This is a genomic window from Actinoplanes sp. G11-F43 (assembly GCF_050589265.1).
Lineage (GTDB): Bacteria > Actinomycetota > Actinomycetes > Mycobacteriales > Micromonosporaceae > Actinoplanes.
This window is the reverse complement of the sequence record NZ_JBNZCE010000042.1, coordinates 239,697-257,592: the sequence shown is the minus strand read 5'-3', so window position 1 is coordinate 257,592 and position 17,896 is coordinate 239,697. Positions and strand designations below refer to the sequence as shown.

12 protein-coding genes are annotated in these 17,896 nt (G+C 71.4%); 10 read left to right on the top strand and 2 right to left on the bottom strand.

Annotated elements, in window-relative coordinates; genetic code table 11:
• The first annotated feature begins 7 nt into the window (after positions 1 to 7).
• Together lipB and ACQ0O7_RS37745 are read left to right on the top strand one after the other, a co-directional pair.
• The gene (gene lipB, locus ACQ0O7_RS37750) at positions 8 to 637 is read left to right on the top strand and encodes a lipoyl(octanoyl) transferase LipB (protein ID WP_430789835.1); all 630 of its coding nucleotides are present in this window, start codon (positions 8 to 10) and stop codon (positions 635 to 637) included.
• 214 nt (positions 638 to 851) lie between these two features.
• Complete coding sequence (locus ACQ0O7_RS37745; protein WP_430789833.1) at positions 852 to 1,067, top strand: hypothetical protein; 216 nt, start codon at positions 852 to 854, stop codon at positions 1,065 to 1,067.
• Between the two features lie 302 nt (positions 1,068 to 1,369).
• On the opposite strand, the gene lipA is transcribed toward ACQ0O7_RS37745, so the two are convergent.
• Positions 1,370 to 2,266, bottom strand: a complete 897-nt coding sequence (gene lipA / locus ACQ0O7_RS37740; protein WP_430789895.1) for a lipoyl synthase — start codon at positions 2,264 to 2,266, stop codon at positions 1,370 to 1,372.
• 379 nt (positions 2,267 to 2,645) lie between these two features.
• Between lipA and aspS the strand changes: the two genes are divergently transcribed.
• From aspS to ACQ0O7_RS37705, 7 genes are all read left to right on the top strand, one after another.
• The gene (gene aspS, locus ACQ0O7_RS37735; RefSeq protein ID WP_430789831.1) at positions 2,646 to 3,911 is read left to right on the top strand and encodes an aspartate--tRNA(Asn) ligase; all 1,266 of its coding nucleotides are present in this window, start codon (positions 2,646 to 2,648) and stop codon (positions 3,909 to 3,911) included.
• A gap of 138 nt (positions 3,912 to 4,049) precedes the next feature.
• Positions 4,050 to 4,985 carry a PQQ-binding-like beta-propeller repeat protein gene (locus tag ACQ0O7_RS37730; RefSeq protein WP_430789829.1) on the top strand — a complete coding sequence of 312 codons (936 nt, stop codon included), beginning with the start codon at positions 4,050 to 4,052 and terminating at the stop codon, positions 4,983 to 4,985.
• A gap of 201 nt (positions 4,986 to 5,186) precedes the next feature.
• The gene (locus ACQ0O7_RS37725) at positions 5,187 to 5,879 is read left to right on the top strand and encodes a DUF4191 domain-containing protein (RefSeq protein WP_430789827.1); all 693 of its coding nucleotides are present in this window, start codon (positions 5,187 to 5,189) and stop codon (positions 5,877 to 5,879) included.
• Between the two features lie 168 nt (positions 5,880 to 6,047).
• Positions 6,048 to 7,706, top strand: coding sequence for a right-handed parallel beta-helix repeat-containing protein (locus ACQ0O7_RS37720; RefSeq protein ID WP_430789825.1), 1,659 nt, complete (start codon positions 6,048 to 6,050; stop codon positions 7,704 to 7,706).
• Positions 7,707 to 7,930: 224 nt separating this feature from the next.
• Positions 7,931 to 9,142, top strand: coding sequence for a type VII secretion protein EccE (locus ACQ0O7_RS37715; RefSeq protein WP_430789823.1), 1,212 nt, complete (start codon positions 7,931 to 7,933; stop codon positions 9,140 to 9,142).
• Positions 9,143 to 9,226: 84 nt separating this feature from the next.
• Positions 9,227 to 9,355, top strand: coding sequence for a hypothetical protein (locus ACQ0O7_RS37710; protein ID WP_430789821.1), 129 nt, complete (start codon positions 9,227 to 9,229; stop codon positions 9,353 to 9,355).
• 971 nt (positions 9,356 to 10,326) lie between these two features.
• A complete protein-coding gene (locus ACQ0O7_RS37705) occupies positions 10,327 to 10,950 on the top strand; it encodes a hypothetical protein (RefSeq protein WP_430789819.1) in 624 nt (207 codons plus the stop codon).
• A gap of 1,509 nt (positions 10,951 to 12,459) precedes the next feature.
• Here ACQ0O7_RS37705 and eccCa read toward each other — a convergent pair.
• On the bottom strand, positions 12,460 to 16,410 hold the full coding sequence (gene eccCa, locus ACQ0O7_RS37700; protein WP_430789817.1) for a type VII secretion protein EccCa: 3,951 nt from the start codon (positions 16,408 to 16,410) through the stop codon (positions 12,460 to 12,462).
• A gap of 75 nt (positions 16,411 to 16,485) precedes the next feature.
• Between eccCa and eccD the strand changes: the two genes are divergently transcribed.
• Positions 16,486 to 17,895 carry a type VII secretion integral membrane protein EccD gene (gene eccD / locus ACQ0O7_RS37695; protein ID WP_430789815.1) on the top strand — a complete coding sequence of 470 codons (1,410 nt, stop codon included), beginning with the start codon at positions 16,486 to 16,488 and terminating at the stop codon, positions 17,893 to 17,895.
• Position 17,896 lies beyond the last annotated feature (1 nt).

Sequence of the window (17,896 nt, the reverse complement as noted above, 5' to 3'; positions counted from 1 at the left end):
TTCGGGCGTGACTTCCTCAGTTCTCACCGTCCTGCGCCCCGGCCTGGTCGATTACCGGGAGGCCTGGGAGGAGCAGAAACGCCTGCACGAGGCGGTGGTGTCCGGCGCCCAGCCGGACACCGTCCTGCTGCTGGAGCACCCCAGCGTCTTCACCGCGGGCAAACGCACCGAGCCCGCCGACCGCCCCTTCGACGGCACCCCGGTGGTCGACGTGGACCGCGGCGGCAAGATCACTTGGCATGGTCCGGGCCAGCTGGTCGGCTACCCGATCCTGCGCCTGGCCGACCCGGTCGACGTGGTCGCCTACGTGCGCCGCACCGAGCGGCTGCTGATCGACGTCTGCGCCGAGTTCGGCGTCACCGCCGAGCGCATCAAGGGCCGCAGCGGCGCCTGGGTCCGGGCCACCGACGGCGGCCTGGACCGCAAGATCGCCCAGATCGGCATCCGCGTCTCCCGGGGCGTCACGCTGCACGGTTTCGCCCTCAACTGCGACTGTGACCTGACCAACTTCGACCGCTTCATCCCGTGCGGCATCCGCGACGCCGCCGTCACCTCCCTCAGCGCCGAGGTGGGCCGCCCCATCCCGGTCAGCGAGGTCCTCCCGGTCGTCGAAAACCATTTGAAAACCCTGATCTAACCCTTTTCCGGTACGCCTACCGAAACGGTCCCGTGCCTACCCCGCGAGGTGGGCGCGGGCCCGGACCGTCCGGCGACCGCCGGGCCGGATGCGGTGGTCCCGGGCGGGTGGCCGAAAGCTAATGCGGCCCGACTGGGATCCGATCCTTGAGGCCGACTCCTGAGGGCGGGCACCATGCTCGCCCTCAGACTTTCGGCCCCGGAGGCAGACGTTTATGGATACCGCAGTCGAGGTGAGTTACGCCCTGGTCGACATGCTGACCGGACCGGACTCGCTGGTGCCGTGGTGGGCCTGGCTGGCTCCGCTTGCCATGATCTTCCTGAAGCTGCTCTCTCCGGTGCTGCTGCCCGAGGAGGAGGAGGCCTCGTTGGACACCGGCCTCGACGGCAAGAAGATCAAGAAGAACAAGAAGGCCAAGAAGAGGAAGTAGCCGCACCACTCATCCCGCCCGAGCCTCGCACCCGTCGGTGCGGGGCTCGCATCGTGTTGTCCGTGGTAGAGCTCAGTTCGTGTGCCGATCTGCGGCTCGATGCGAGCCGCGGATCGGCACACGGACCGCCCGCCCGCACCAGCCAGTGGTGTCGATCCAGCCGGACCGGAGACACAACCGCCGACCGGCGTCTCCGTGGAAACAAAACCGCCGGCTGTCATCTCCGTGGGGAGGACAGCCGGCGGGTGAGCGGCGGCATGTCGTCTCCGTGGAGCGGACAGCCGGCGGATGAGCGGCGGCGATCAGGCTCGCGCGTCGAGGGCCTGCTTGTAGAGGCGACCCGCCCGGTACGACGAGCGGACCAGCGGACCGCTCATCACGCCGGCGAAACCGATCTGCTCGGCCTCCTCGCGGAGCTCGACGAACTCCTCCGGCTTCACCCAGCGCTCGACCGGGTGGTGCCGCGGGGTGGGGCGGAGATACTGCGTGATGGTGATCAGCTCACACCCGGCGGCGTGCAGGTCGCGCAGAGCCGCGGAGACCTCGGAACGCTCCTCGCCCATGCCCAGGATCAGGTTGCTCTTGGTGACCAGACCGGCCGCACGGGCCTGGGTGATCACGTCGAGGGACCTCTCGTACCGGAAGCCGGGCCGGATCCGCTTGAAGATGCGCGGCACCGTCTCCACGTTGTGGGCCAGCACCTCGGGCGCCGCGCCGAACACCTCGGCCAGCTGGGCCGGGTCGGCGTTGAAGTCGGGGATCAGCAGCTCGACACCGCAGTCGGGGAGCAGCTTGTGGATCTGGCGGACGGTCTCCGCATACAGCCAGGCACCGCCGTCGGGCAGGTCGTCGCGGGCGACGCCGGTGACGGTGGCGTAGCGCAGACCCATGGTGGCGACGGACTCGCCGACGCGGCGTGGCTCGTCGGCGTCGAACTCGGCCGGCTTGCCGGTGTCGATCTGGCAGAAGTCACAGCGGCGGGTGCACTGATCACCGCCGATGAGGAAGGTGGCCTCGCGGTCTTCCCAACACTCGTAGATGTTGGGACACCCGGCCTCCTGACAGACCGTGTGCAAACCCTCTTTCTGCACCCGGCCGCGCATCTCCGTGTATTCAGGTCCCATCTTCGCCTTGACCTTGATCCACGGCGGCTTGCGCTCGATGGGAGTCTCGGCGTTGCGCGCCTCGATGCGCAGCATGCGGCGGCCCTCGGGAGCAATAGTCACACCCCGAAGATACGCCGGACACAGGCTGCCGAGGCACAGGGGCGACGAGGCTCACGTGACCATTCCTGTGAGGGCGGTCACTCGTAATTCAGAAGAAAGCCGCATCGGCGACTGTTAACGTTCCCGGAACGGTGCTGATGGGACCGAGTAACGCTCCGATCCGCCGGCCGAGAGAGCCACCCGGCAGCTGTGAAGGGTGGCCCGAGCGCCGGAGCGTGAAGACACCCCGGAGCCGCGGCACGACAAAGAGGCGCTGTCCTCTCGACAGCGTGAAGGTGCGGTGGTACCGCGAGGATCCCGCTCGCCCGCACCTCCCTGGGGCCGCGTTGCAGCATCCGAGGAGGTTTCAGCCATGCAACGCATCCTCTCCACCGACCTGGCCGGTGTTCCGGCGGGTGAGACCGTCACCATCGCCGGCTGGGTTCATCGCCGCCGTCTGCTCAAGTCGGTGGCCTTCCTGATCATCCGGGACGCCACCGGGCTCAGCCAGGTGGTGGTCACCGACCCACCGACCCGTGAGCAGCTCGAACGGCTCCCCGAGGAGAGCGTCGTCGAGATCACCGCGACGGTCACCGCCAACGAGCAGGCCCCACACGGAGTGGAGCTCACCGGGCCGGCTATCCGTGAGCTGAGCCGGGTGACCGTACCGCTGCCGTTCGAACTGCATCGGCCGACGCTGACCGCGGGCCTCCCGGCCCAGCTGGACCACGCCGCTCTCGCTCTGCGGCATCCGGCCCGGGCGGCCGGTCTGCGGATCGCGGCGGCCGCGGCGAAGGGTTTCCGGGAGTCGCTGGAGGCGCAGCGGTTCGTCGAGATCCAGACGCCGAAGATCGTCGGGTCGGCGACCGAGTCCGGGGCGAACGTCTTCGCTCTCGACTACTTCGGCCGGCCCGGCTATCTGGCGCAGTCGCCGCAGTTCTACAAGCAGCTGATGGTCGGCGTGTTCGAGCGGGTCTTCGAGGTGGGGCCGGTGTTCCGGGCCGAGCCGAGCGACACCGCACGGCATCTGGCGCAGTACACGTCGCTCGACGCCGAGATGGGGTTCATCACCGACCACCGGGACGTGATGGCCGCACTCACCAGGACGATCATCGGCATGCTGGCCGAGATCGGCGGGCACACCGAGGTGACCGCGGCGATCGGCACGGAGATCCCGCACGTCCACTTCACCGAGGCGCTGCGGATCGCCGGTGCGCCGGACGGCGAACCCGACCTGGCACCCGCGCACGAGCGGGCGTTGGGTGAATGGGCCCGGCGGGAGCACGGCTCGGACTTCCTGTTCGTCACCGGCTACCCGATGCGGAAACGACCGTTCTACACCCACCCCGACCCGGCCGACCCGACCTGGTCCAACGGCTTCGACCTGCTCTTCCGGGGCCTGGAGATCGTCACCGGCGGGCAGCGCCTGCACCGGTACGAGGACTACGTCACCGCGCTGACCGCCCGGGGGGAGAGTCTGGAGCCGTACGCCGGTTATCTCGACGGTTTCCGGTTCGGCATGCCGCCGCACGGTGGCTGGGCGATCGGGCTGGAACGGTTCGTGGCCCGGCTGACCGGCATCGCGAACGTGCGGGAGACCACCGCGTTCCCGCGTGACCTCAACCGCATCACGCCCTGATCCGACCCGGACCGATCGTGTTCGTCGCACCTGCATCAGCCGCCGCCTTCGTCGTGGGGACTGATCATGGGCACGATCGGTCCGGATCGTTCCGCCCGGCGCGCCCCTTGACGCGCGGCTAACCGCTCACCGGATCGGATGCGGCGCACCGAGCCGGACTGGACCCGTACCCTGGGCACCGACCGCCCGGTTCTCGACCTGGGGATGACCGGGCCGTACCTGGCACTGACGTTCCTCGACCGCCATCTGTCCCTGGTGGACCCGGGGTCCGGCCGGGAACGCTGGAACAGCTCCGGCTACCGGTCCGCGCTCCCGGTGGCCGACCGGGTCCTGCTGACCACCGGCGACGGCCGGATCGGCCTGTTCGACCCGGTGGCCGGCCGGGTCGGGTGGTGGCAGCGGAGCGGTGCCCGGCCGGTCGCCGTGACAACCGCCGGACCGCACCTCCAGGTGGTCTTCGGCGACGCCTCCGCGGCGGTCTACGACCGGGCGACCGGGCGGCGGCTGAGCGCCGTCACCGGCATCCCGGCACACTCGCCCGGCCCGGACGGCGCCACCGCCGGACGGGCTCCGGTGACGGTGGTGTCGGGCGACCTCCTGCTGGTGCTCGGCGACCACAGCATCGTCGCGCTGGGTCTGCCCGGCCTCGAACAGCGGTGGTGGACGTCGGCGGCACGCGAACCCCTCAGCGCACGACCCTGCGGAACCCGGCTGTGCGTCACCAGCACCGACGGCCTGACCGTTCTCGATCGGGAAACCGGCGCTCCGCTCTGGGCCAGCAGACAGTGGACCGAACTGAACGGCGACCTGGCCACGTCACCGATCGGCCGCATCACCCGCGTCGATCCGGACAGCGGCACGGTGCTGGCCGAGGAACACCCCGGCGCCCTGACCGGCGACTTCCGTCTCCGGCTCACCCCCGACCGGACCGCCGTCTTCGACCGTGTCACCGGCGAACTGCGGGCCGTGGTGCCGGGCGCCCTCCAGTGGTGCACCGCCACCGGCCCGAACCTCGCCTGTCACAGCGACACCGGCGCGATCACCATCTGGCGGATCCCGCCGCGGCGCCGCTGACCGGCCTTTCGGGCAGGTCAGTGGGGACGATGCGGTGGAATCCGGCACCCGGAAGCAGGTGGTGACGGGCTCCGGCCGGTACGGGAGACCGTTGCCGTGACTCCTGACAGCTGGTGTGGCGACGCCTCCTCCGCCGGAGCCGAAACCGCCGAGGTGCCCGGGACGCCGGAAGGTACCTGAGTCCCACTACACTTTGCGGCTATGGCAAAACCCCAGGAGAAGGTGTCGTTCCGCGAGCGTCTGAAGCAGATCGGCCAGGTGTTCGCGTTCACCGCGAAGCAGGACAAGTGGTTCGTCCCGCTGGTGGTCGCCGCGATCGCGATCCCGGTGGCGGTCACTGTCGTCATCGTGCTCCTGACGGGTGGCTACCTCTGGATCCCGGTCGGCATCCTGTTCACGCTGCTGGCCGTGCTGATCGTGCTCAATCTGCGGTCCAACACGGCGATGATGAACGTGGCGGAGGGCCAGCCCGGCGCCGCCGCCTCGCTGATGGAGAACATGCGCGGCGACTGGCGGGTCCGCCCGGCCGCGAGCTCCACCACGCAGTTCGACATGGTGCACGTGGTGATCGGCAAGCCCGGTGTGATCCTGCTCGGCGAGGGTGACCCGCAGCGGGTCCGCAGCCTGCTGAGCCAGGAGAAGAAGCGCCTGGTCAAGGTGATCGGAAACGCGCCGTTGTACGACTACGTGATCGGCACCGACGAGGGCCAGCTCCCGGTCCGCAAGCTGCGCACCACCATGCTGAAGCTGCCGCGCAACCTGACCGGCAAGGATGTGAACTCGCTCGACAAGCGTCTCGGCGCCCTGATGTCGCGCCCGCAGATGCCGAAGGGTGCGATCCCGAAGAACATGCGGCCCAGCAAGGGCGCGTTCCGTCAGCAGCGCCCGCGCTGAACCGGCTTGATCGATGCCCGTCGGTGTCCACCGGCGGGCATCGTCGTATCCACAGGGTGACCCCATGATCACTCCGAGGCGCTAACCTCGGATCTGCGCCGCTGATCGGAGCTCCAAGCCGGACGGTGACGCGGACATGCACCCCGTGGGCACGAAGGAGTTCGGCTCGTGGTCAGCACACTGTCGGTCCCCGGCACCTATCCGACCCTGCGCGACGCTCTCGAGGTGGCACCCGACGGAGCGGTCGTCATCCTGGCGCCCGGCACCTACCGGGAGTGTGTGCACCTGTCCGGCCGGCGCCTGACCCTGCGGGCCTCGGGTGATCCCGGTTCGGCGGTGGTGGACGCGTCCGGACTGGACGGTCCGGCGCTCGCCGTCTCCTCCGGAGAGGTCGAGGCCGAGGGGCTGTCCCTGGTCACCGACGACTATCCGGCCGCGGCGGTCACCGGGGGCCGGGTGCGGCTGCGCCGCTGCGAGCTCTCCGCCGGTTACGGTTCCGGCCTGCAGGCGGAGGGCGGAGCCATCGTCGACCTCCTTGAAGTGCGCGTCACGCACGCTCAACACGGTCTGGTCTTCTCCGACGCGGGCGGCACGATCGAGTCCTGCGAGGTCCGCGGCGTCTCCGACGACGGGGTGATCGTCCGGCTCGGCGCCGACCCGGTGATCCGCGGCTCGGTGGTCAGCGAGTGCGGGCACCGGGGTGTCTACGTCTATCAGTCCGGCCGCCCGGTGATCGAGCGCTGCGACATCTCCGGCACCGCCGACGCCGGCATCGTGGTGGCCCACGCCAGCCAGTCCCGGATCGTCGAGACCTGGGTGCACCAGACGAGCGGTCCGGGCATCGTGATCGGGGCCGGCTGCACGGCGGTGGTCGAGCAGTGCCGGGTCGAGGAGACCGCCGAGCCGGCCGTGCACGTCGACCCGGCCGCCACCGCCACGGTGACCCTGACCGACGGCGGCGGCCTGCCCAAGGCGGGAGTGGTCGCGGCCGGCGCCGCACAGGACGCCGCCGAGGTGGAGCGCCTGCTCACCGAGCTGGATTCGATGATCGGCCTGGCCGGTGTGAAAAACGAGGTCCGGTCCCTGATCGACGAGATCCAGGTGAACGAGTGGCGGCGCGGCGCGGGCCTGTCGGTCGGCGCGGTCAGCCACCACCTGATCTTCACCGGCGCCCCCGGGACGGGGAAGACCACTGTCGCCCGGATCTACGGCCAGTTGCTGAAAGCGCTGGGTGTCCTGCCGCACGGACAGTTCCGCGAGGTGTCCCGGCGCGACCTGGTCGGGCAGTACATCGGCCACACCGCGGAGAAGACCACCTCGGTCTTCGAGGACGCGATGGGTGGCGTGCTGTTCATCGACGAGGCGTACACCCTGGCCCGGGCCGGGGGCGCGGCCGCCGACTTCGGCCAGGAGGCGATCGACACCCTGGTGAAACTGATGGAGGACCACCGTGACCAGGTGGCGGTGATCGTCGCCGGCTACACCAGCGAGATGTCCGACTTCCTCGACGCCAACTCGGGTCTGGCGTCCCGGTTCGCCAAGACGATGGAATTCGAGAACTACGGGCCCGAGGAGCTGGTGCGGATCGCCGACCGGATCGCCCGGCACGACGACTACATCTTCGCGCTCGGACTGCCCGAGGCGCTCTACCAGCACTTCGGCCGGCTGGAGCGAAACCGGAATTTCGGCAACGCCCGCGAGGCCCGCAAGCTGCTGGAGGGCATGCGCAAGGCACAGTCCGGGCGGCTGCGGGCGATGGGGCGCATGCCCAGCCGCGATGACCTGCGCACACTCATGCTCGCCGATCTGCGCGTGGCGACCAGCTGATGTGTTCCGACCGAACGGGGAGGTGACCGGTGCACCGAGGAGAGGGAACCACGTACGGCCCTGCCGTGCCCGCGCCGCGGCAGGCCACAGCCGCCGCGCCACTGCGACCGCCCGGCGCGCCGGGAGCGCCTGAACCACTGGGAGTCCCCGGGCCACCGGGAGTGCCTGGGCCACCGGGAGTGCCGGGACCACCGGGAGCACCGGTCCGGGCTGGGGCCGCTCCGGTGCCACCCCGGCCGGGCCCGGCGCTCGCCACCGCACAGTTCCGGGTGCCGAAGGCGACGGTCCGTGCCGTGCCGAAAAAGGGTCATCTGGGGCCGTTCAGCCTGATCCAGATCGTGGTCGCCGAGGCAGCGGTGCTCGCCTTGGCCGCCGCGTTCACCAGCACACCACTCGTGGTGCTCGCGGTCGGGGCCGTCGCCGGGCTGGCGCTCGCGGTCGTCTTCGCCCGGCGGCAGCACCGCTGGTGGCTGGAGCACCGGCAGATCGCCCGCGACCATCGCCGCCGCCGCTCGGCCCGGCTCGACCCACGGCACGGCCCGGTGCTGGCCGCGCTGCGCACGGTCGCCCCCGGCCTCACCGTCCGCGACATCGACTCCGCGGACAGCCCGGTCGGCGTCGCCCGGGACGAGGCCGGCTGGTTCAGCGTCGTCGCCCTCGACCCGGCCGCCGCGCCGATCTCCCTCGACGCACTGGTCAGCGTCTTCTCCGGCGCCGCACAGCCCGGTCTGGTGCTGGGCCTGGTGACCCACACGGTTCCCTCGCCGAGCCCCGACACACCGGCGGCGACACCGTCCGGGGCGTCCTACCGGCAGCTCGTCGAGGCGGTCAGCCCCGGCCCGATCCCGGCCTTCCGGGAGTCGACGATCAGTGTGCGGGTCGACGCGCGGGCGCTGGCCGAGGCACTGCTGGACCACACCACCGATCCCGAGGAGGCGGCGAAACTCGTCGCCGGCCTGGCCCGCAAGGTGACGACCAGCCTGCGCCGGATCGGAGTCACCGGCCGGGCACTCGACGCCGGCCAGCTGCTCGCCCTGCTGGCCCGGTCCTGCGATGTGGAGCCGTGGGCGCTCACCGAGGGCCCCGGCGTGGACGAGACGTGGACACACTGGCGGTCGGCCCGGCTCATCCACCGGACGTACTGGCTGCAGACCTGGCCCACCGCGGCTTCCGAGATCGGCACGCTGTTCGCGTGGGCGGCCACCGCCCCGGTGGCACAGACCAGCGTCACCCTGGTCCTCGACCCGGCACCGGGCGACGAGATCCGGCTCAGAGCCTTCATCCGCCTCGCCACCCGCCCCGACGCCGACCTGCCGGCCTTGGACCGCGTCCTGCAACAGGGCGTCCGCCGAGTCGGCGGCGAGCTCCTCCCCCTGGACGGCGAACACGGCCCAGCGGCCTACGCCACCGCTCCCACCGGAGGCGGTGCCGGATGAGCGACAACGACGGCTACTGGCCGCACGAACGCCGGCCGGACGATCGCCTACCGGAGGACCGCCGACCGAAGGACCGCCAGCCGGATGATCGTCAGCCGGATGATCGCCAGCCGGATGATCGCCAGCCGGATGATCGTCAGCCGGGCGCTGATGCGGGTGGGCGCCACCTGGATCCGCCGTCCGTGGCCGGACGGCGCGAGCCGGGGCAGGTGACATCCGGGCGGGCTTCGGTGCCGGCGCAACGACCGGCGCCGGGCTCCGCGGCCACGCCCAGGCCGGGGCCCCCATCGACATCGGCGTCCGGGGCGACGGCAGCGCCGGGGCCGGGACCTGCCGCAGAGCCGTGGCCCGGGTCAGCGGCCTCGCCACACCGGACAGTGACACCTGGGCTGGGTGCTGCATCGGGGGCGGAGGCTACACCGGGGTCCGCGGCCATGCCGGGGCTTGGGGCGGTGCGGCCGGTCTCGGCGCCCGTCCCGCCCTACAGCCAGCAGGAGGGAGCCGGGGCACCAAGGCCAAGGAGCATGGCGCCTTCTGTGACCTCGACGCCGCTGGCACAGCCGGGGGCCTTCGGGGCGGGACAGCCAGGTCGGCAGGGGGTACCCGGAGCAGGGCAGCCGGAACATCCGGGGACAGCCGGCGCCGGGTGGACAGAACGGGCACCAGCACCCGGCACGGAATGGCCAGATCAGACCGGAACTCCTGACACAAGGCGGGCGGAACCGCCGGGGACATCCGGCCGAGGACGAGCGGAACGGGCGGAAACGCCCGGCACGCAATGGGCGGAACAGACGGGGACGATCGGCACAGAACGAGCGGAAGGGCCCGGGGCGTCCGGTGCGGGGCGGGCAGAGCGGGCGGGGGCGTTCGGCGCAGGGCGGGCGGAGCAGACGGGGGCGTTCGGCGCAGGGCGGACGGAGCGGGCGGGGGCGTCCGTCGCTGGGCGGACAGAGCAGGCGGGGGCGTTCGGCGCAGGGCGGACGGAGCGGGCGGGGGCGTTCGTGACTGGGCAGCCGGGAGGGCCTGGGGCCTTCGTGGTGGATCGGCCCGGGCGGCCGCCGTCGCCGGATGATCCGGGAGATCCTGGAGATCCGGATGGGTCACGGGAGCGGACCGGGCCGTCCGGGACCACCAGCCGGCTGCGGATCGGGTGGCATGCGGTCGAGCGGTCGGGGCTGCGGCGGGTGACCGTCACTCAGCCGGTTCCGGCGGGGCTGGTGCTCGGGCGGGATCAGCGGCAGGTTCCGGTGCCGGTGCGGCTGTTCGCGCCCGAACCGGTGCGGGTCACCCTGGTCGGCGGGGTGTGGGCGGCCCAGTTGTTGATCTTCCGAGCGTTCTCGGTCGGGGTGCGGGCCGTCGTGGTGACCACCGAACCGGGAGCGTGGCAGGGCTTCGGCGAACGTGCCACCGGCCAGCAGAACCGTCTGACCATCGTGGCCGGTGAGCCCGGCCAGCCATGGGGAGGCACCGCCCAGACCCCGTTGTTGACCGTTTTCGATCTGGGCATGACCGGGCCGGTGAACAGTCCGCCGCTGGGGCCGTGGCACACCCAGCTGACCGTTCTGCGGCAACTCGACCGGCCCGGGATCGCCGTGCTCCAGGAGGCCGGCATGGCCGTGCTGCAACGTCTCGGCGGCGACGAGGCGACCCTGGCGGCGGCCGCGCTGAAGCTGGACCCACAGAGCGGCCGGCTGCTCCAGTCCATGGAGGACGACATGCTGGCCCTGATCGGCGACGGCGACGACCGCTACCTGCACCTGAATCAGACGGGAGTCGAACAGCAGTACATCGGCCTCCCCCGCCGCTGACCCCCGCCGGCCCCGCACAAGAAGACAGCCGACCCCACACGGCAAGACGGCCGGCTCACCCAGGCAACCGAACCGCACGGGCAGACGGCCGAACCGCACGCGAGGCCAGGCACGGTACGAGTCGGGGCGGGGCGGCCGGGTCGGCGGGGCGAGGCGGCCGGGTCGGCGGGGCGAGGCGGCCGGGTCGGCGGGGCGAGGCGGCCGGGTCGGCGGGGCGAGGCGGCCGGGGCGGCGGGGCGAGGCGGCCGGGGCGGCGGGGCGGGGCGGCCGGGGCGGCGGGGCGGGGCGGCCGGGGCGGCGGGGCGGGGCGGCCGGGTCGGGGCGGCGGGGCGGGTCGGGTCGGGTCAACCGGGTCGGCGGGTTAGGTCGGCGGGTCGGGTCTTCCACGGGACTCCGGCACGTGCTCGCGCCGGTCCCTTGCGTGGGCGACCCGCACGGATGTGATCTGGAGGATTCGTAGCCGCTTCGGGTCTGCTCCTCGACGGCCTGGTCCTTGCCGGCGAATCCCGCGCGACTGTTCGCCTACCGGAAAATCTTGGTGCACAACCACCGGAAAGGGAATTTGCACCGTTCCGGCGCCTCATTCCGGCCAATCCCTCGACGGCGCAACCGATCAGCCGAAATCCCGAAGAATTTGCCCCCTTTTCGAAGCCTTGTTCTTAGCCGTTTGATCGTTCCCGGTCAATCACTCGCGCGGATGACCCGCTCAGCTGAGATCTTGGTAGATGTACCACCTTATTGAGCCTTCTTCTCAGCCGCTGGCCCGCTCGCGGTCAATTCCTCACACGAATGTCCGCCTTCCAGCTCCGCCTTGGTCGATCTTGGCGGATTTACCACCGAAAAAGGTGGTAAATCCACCAAGATCTCGGCTGGACCTGTCGCCCGCGCGAAGGAATTGACCGCAAGTGATCAGGCAGCCGAGAACAACACTCTATTCGGTGCAAAATCCGCCAAGATTGGCCAGGATGCGGCCGGAAGGCAGACAGTCGAGCGGGGAATTGACCGCGAATGGGCCAGCAGCCGAGAAGAAGACTCGAAACGGCGGTGGGTGGTAAATCCTTCAAGATCTTAGGTGGGCAGGGCGTTCGTGCGAGCGATTGACCGTGCAGGACTTGAAGGCCTGGAGCAAAACTCGCAGCGGCGGTGAATGCCCCACGATCGGCCATTGATTAAAACTCGCGCGCTGCGGGGCCGGCGGCCGAAGAAAGAAGGCTCGAAACTGCGGTGCATCGGCCCGGACTGCGGCTGGGCCGGGCCGGGCCTCCACGAACGGACCGGAGGCCGCGCAGACGGCTCGCGGGGGCTGCGGAGACGGCTCGCGGGGGCTGCGGAGACGGCTCGCGGAGGCCGCGGAGACGGCTCGTGAGGGCGCGGCTCGACGGGAGCACGGTGAGGGGACGCTCACGCCCGGCGGGCGCGCCGCGGTCCGGGTGGGCCGCAGCGCTCGCGGGGACGAGGCAGGGGATGCCGATTGCGGTTGTGGGAGTCGGTAACCCCGTACCGGATGAATCAACGGGTTGGCGGTGACCAGGCCAGCTGCACGAGACGGGAGCCGTGTTTGCGGTTGACCATCCACGCACGGCCGGGTGGGAGGGGCTGGGGTTTGACGTTGCCGAAGAGGGCGCCCTCCTCGCGCGGGCCGGACATCATGATGCCGGGTGAGGCCAGTTCGCGGATGCGGCCGATGATCGGGTCGAAGAGGGCTCGGCCGGCGCCGCCGATACGGCGGGTGATGATCAGGTGGAGGCCGATGTCGCGGGCCTGGGGCAGGAATTCGAGGAGGGGGGTCAGCGGGTTGGGGGTGGCCGATGAGATCAGGTCGAAGTCGTCGACCAGGATGTAGAGGTCGGGGCCTTTCCACCAGCTGCGGTTGTTGAGCATCTCGGGGGTGACGTCGGCGCCGGGGAGGCGTTCGCGCATGCCGGCCGCCACCTGGTTGATCAGGTCGGCGGTGACCTGGTGTGAGGTGCCGTAACCGACGGTGTGTTCGGCGGGGACGCAGCCGAGGAGGCTGCGCCGCAGGTCGACGAGGAGCAGCAGGGCCTCGGACGGCGGGTGCGCGCCGGTGATGGAGCGGGCCAGGCTGCGCAGGAACGAGCTCTTGCCGCTCTCCACGTCGCCGAACAGCAGCGCGTGCGGTTCGGCGTCGAAGTCCAGCCACACCGGTTGCAGGTCGGTTTCGGCGATGCCGATCGGGACGACGGCGCCGCGGGCCGCGGGCAGGGCTTCGAACGGCAGTTCGGCGGGCAGCAGGCGGACCGGTGGGGCGGGTGTGCCGGTCCAGTGCACGGCCGCGTGCCGGACCAGGTCGGCGACGGCTTCGGCCAGGTCGTCGACGCGTTGTTCGCGGTCGATGCGGGGCAGGGCGGCGAGGAAGTGGTAGCCGTCGGGGGTGAGGCCGCGGCCGGGGGCGCCTTCCGGCACGTTGACCGCCTCCCGCCGGTTGATCACCGAGTCGGCGGCCTCACCGAGGCGTAGTTCGATGCGGGTGCCGAAGACGTCGCGGATCTGTGGGCGCACGTCCATCCAGCGGTTGGTGGCGGCGAGGATGTGGATGCCGAAGCCGAGGCCGCGGTTGGCGAGTTCGTGCACGGTGGCTTCCAGGTCCTCGAATTCGGCGCGCATCGTGGACCAGCCGTCGACGACGAGGAAGACGTCGCCGAAGGCTTCGTCGGCGTACCGGCCTTGGGCGCGGGCCCGCCGGTACGCCGCGGCCCCTTCGATGTTGGCGGCGGCGAACAGTTCTTCCCGGGCGCGCATCAGGCCGTGCAGTTCGGCGACGGTACGGCGCACCTTGTCGACGTCGCGCCGGGTGGCGACCCCGCCGGTGTGTGGCAGGTCGGCGAGGGCGCCGAGTGGCCCGCCACCGAAGTCGAGCCCGTAGAACTGCACTTCACGCGGGGTGTGGGTGAGGGCGAGGCTGACCACGAGGGCGCGCAGCAGGTTGGATTTGCCGGACTGTGCGGCTCCGACGATCATCACGTTGCCGGCGGCTCCGGCGAGGTCCAGCCACATCGGGTCGCGGCGCTGCTCGTACGGCTTGTCGATGATGCCGCCGAGCGCGTGCAGGGTGCCGAACCGTTCTTCGGCGTCGACGGTCAGCCCCCGCTCCGGCATGGTGATCACCGGGGGCAGCATCTGGCCGAGGGTGGGCGCCTTGTCCAGCGGTGGCAGCCACACCTCGTGGGCGGGTGCGCCCTTGCCTTCCATCTGCCGGACCAGCACTTCGATGAGGGTGTCGCCGACCGCCGTCTCCTCCGGCTGCTGATCTTCGGAGGCAGCGGTGTCCTCGCGCAACGGCGCCACGTAGAAGGTCGAGAAGTCGCGGATCGGGTTGCCGCCCCGGCCACCGGTGCCGGGGGTGGCCCCGTCCCGGCGGACCGCCCCGGAGACGTAGGCGGCTTTCAACCGGATCAGACCTTCCGTTCCGGTACGCAGATAGCCGTGCCCCGGCGATCGTGGCAGCTCGTAGGCGTCCGGCACACCGAGTACGGCGCGGGATTCCATCGACGAGAAGGTCCGCAGCCCGATCCGGTACGACAGATGCGACTCCAGCCCGCGCAGCCGCCCCTCCTCCAGTTTCTGGGAGGCCAGCAGCAGGTGGATGCCGAGGGACCGGCCGACCCGTCCGATCTGGACGAACATGTCGATGAAGTCGGGCCGGGCGCTGAGCAACTCGGAGAACTCGTCGACGATGAACAGCAGGCTGGGCAGTGGGGCGAGCGGCACCCCGGCGGACCGGGCCCGCTCGTAGTCGCGCTGGGACGCGTAGTTGCCGGCTTTGCGCAGCAGTTCCTGCCGCCGGGTCAGCTCGCCCTGGATGGCGCCGAGCATCCGGTCGACCAGGGGCAGTTCGTCCTCCAGGTTGGTGATCATCGCGGCGGTGTGCGGCAGCCGGTCCAGGGAGGCGAAGGTGGCGCCGCCCTTGAAGTCGACGAGCACGAAGTTGAGGATCTCCGGGCTGTGGGTGAGGCCGAGCGCGAGGACCAGGGTGCGCAGCAGCTCGGACTTGCCGGAGCCGGTGGCGCCGACCAGCAGGCCGTGCGGGCCCATGCCGTCCTGCGCGGACTCCTTCAGGTCGAGTTCGACCGGCCGGCCGTCGGCGCCGACCCCGATCGGCACCCGCAGCCGGTCCCGGTTGGGGCGGCTGGCCCACAGGTCGTTCAGATCGATCAGGTACGGGTCGTGCTGCTCCAGCAGTTCGGCCAGCCCGGTGTCCTGGGAGATGGCCGGGGTGTCGGCGTCGGAGACCGCGGACAGCCGCAGCGGCGCCAGCTCCCGGGCCAGCACCTCCGCCTCCGGCAGGGTCAGCACGTCGGCTTTGCCCACATCGGTGGGGCCGTCCATGGTGGTGCCGGTGACCATGCCGTCGGCGGCGATCTCCAGCACCACCGAGCTGTCGTCGAGCAGCCGGGGCGGCGGCACCGACAGGTCGATGATGGTGACGCCGGCGACGCCGCCCTCGGTCATCAGGTGGTCGGAGCCGGCGGTCGAGCCCCCGTCGATGATCACCATGACGTGCGGGCCGCCGCCGGGCGCCCCGGCCGGGTCGAACCGGGACCGGTTGACCAGCACGTCGTCGAGCATCGCCTCCAGTGCGGGCACGCTCGGCGCGACCAGCCGGACCGGTCCGATGGCGTCGGTCTTGTCCGGGTGCTGGGCGTGCGGCAGCCATTTCGCCCACTCCCAGCGGGCCCGTTCGTGGTCCGGCACGCAGACACCGATGCGCAGGTCGTCGGGGGCGTGGAAGGTGGCCATCTGGGCGATCAGGGCACGGGTGAAATCGTGCGACGCCCGGTCGTCGCCGCGCACGTAGATGTGCGAGAAGTCGCGCAGCGCCACCGACACCGGAAGATCAGGGACGACGCTGTACGTGTGCAGGAAGCGCCGCAACGCCATCGTGCACAGCGGCTCCAGCTCGTCGACGGCGCGGGTCTGCGGCGGGACGAGCCGGGTGGCGACCTCCTGCGGGCCGACCGCGATCCGGACCACGGTGAAGTCGGCGTCCCCCCGGCGGCGTTCCCAGAGCCGGCCGCTGTCGGTGAACGTCCACAGTGTCTCCGGGTCGGGATTGCGATAGTAGAGCGCCTCGCGCTGTCGCCTGATCGTGTTACGCACCTGGGCGCGCAGTTGGGAGAGCTGCCGCAGGTACTGCCGCCGGGCCTCGATCATCTCGCGCTTGCCGGGGCCGCCGGTGTTGGTGGCCATCATGGCGATCATGCCGAGGATCGACACCCCGTACATCGCACCGGCCACGTAGGTGATCGCACCGCCCCGCTGCGCGCCCATCATCAGGCCCATCGCCGCGGCTCCGGCCCCCATCGGCAGGATCATCAGCATCCGGGTCCAGCCCTTGCCCTGCGGCGGCGGAACCTCCGGCGGCGGCTCCAGCGTGACCTCGCCGGTGGGCATCACCGGTGCGGGCCGGCGCGGTGGCCGTTTGATGATCGTTACTGTCACTGAGGGCTCCCCGTTGGTGACGTAGCGACAACATCCTATCCGTGATTCCGCATCGATCCTGCTACGTTGTCCACTGTGAGCGCACCGGCGACGAGTGGGCCCTCCCTGGCCCGGGTGACGATCGCGGCCCCGACCCGCCGCCTCGATCTCGCTCTGCCCGACAACATGCTCGTCGCCGAGCTGCTACCACATCTGCTCCGGCACGCCGAGGGGGCACTCGGCGAGCCGTCCGAGCGCTACGGTGGCTGGGTGCTGCGCCGGGCCACCGGCACCACCCTGGAGCCGGGGAAGAACCTGGCGTCACAAGGGGTCCGTGACGGCGAGCTGCTGCACCTGGATCCGGCCCGGGAGGACTGGCCGGAGCTGGCGTACGACGACGTGGTCGAGGTGATCGCCAGCGGCTCCCGGCGGGCCGCGCGAGCCTGGAACCCGGCCGCCACCCGCACCTGTGGTCTGGCCGTCACCGCCGGCGCGCTGCTGCTCGGCCTGGGTGGGCTGGCCGCCACCGGTCCCGGCCGGGTGCTGCCCGGGGTGATCGCGCTGGCCGTCGCCCTGGCCCTGTCGGTGCTGGGCATCCTGCTGTCCCGGGCGTTCAGCGACGCCGGCGCGGGCGGGGTGGTGGCGGCGAGCGGACTGCCCTACGCGTTCTTCGGCGGCGCCTGGCTGCTCACCCCGCCGGGCGGCGGCTGGCTCTCGGTCGGCGCGCCCGGCCTGGTCCTCGGCTCGTCGGCGCTGCTGCTGGTCAGCGTGCTGGGGCACGTCGGGGTGGCCGGGCCGGCCCGGTTCTTCGTCGCCGGGATCGCGTCCGCCCTGACCGGTCTACTCGCGGCCGCGCTGGCGCTGTCCGGTGTCGCCGCCGAGGGTGGCGCGGCGGTGGCGCTGACCGCGGCGATCGGGCTGCTGCCCGCCTATCCGGTGCTGGCCGGCTGGCTGGGCCGGCTGCCGTTCCCGGACCTGCCGAGCCGGGCCGAGGAGATGCTGAAGGAGGAGAAGACCCCACGCCGGGCCGACGTGTTCGCCGCCGTGGTGCGGGCCTCCGAGGTGCTGACCGGGTTCATCCTGTCGGCCGCGCTGTGCAGCATCGCGGCGATGACCTGGCTGGCACTGTCGACTCCGGACATCCCCACCGTCCTGCTGATGATCGCCGCGATCGCCGCGCTGCTGCTGCGGGCCCGGCTGCTGCCCACCCCGCAACAGCGGGTGCCGCTGCTGGTGGCCGGGCTGCTGGGCCTGGCCGGGCTGGGCGTCGGCCCGGTGGTGACCGGAGCCGTCTCCGGGGTGGTGCTGGTCGCGGTCGCGGCGGCGGTGACCGCGGTGGCCCTGCCGTCGGCACTGATCTACAGCCGCAAGGCGCCGTCGCCCTACCTGGGCCGGGCCGCCGACATCCTGGACATCGTGGCGATCATGGCACTGATCCCGCTGACGTTCGCGGTCATCGGCGTCTTCGACGACATCCGCGGCCTGTTCGCGTCGATCGGCGGGTGAG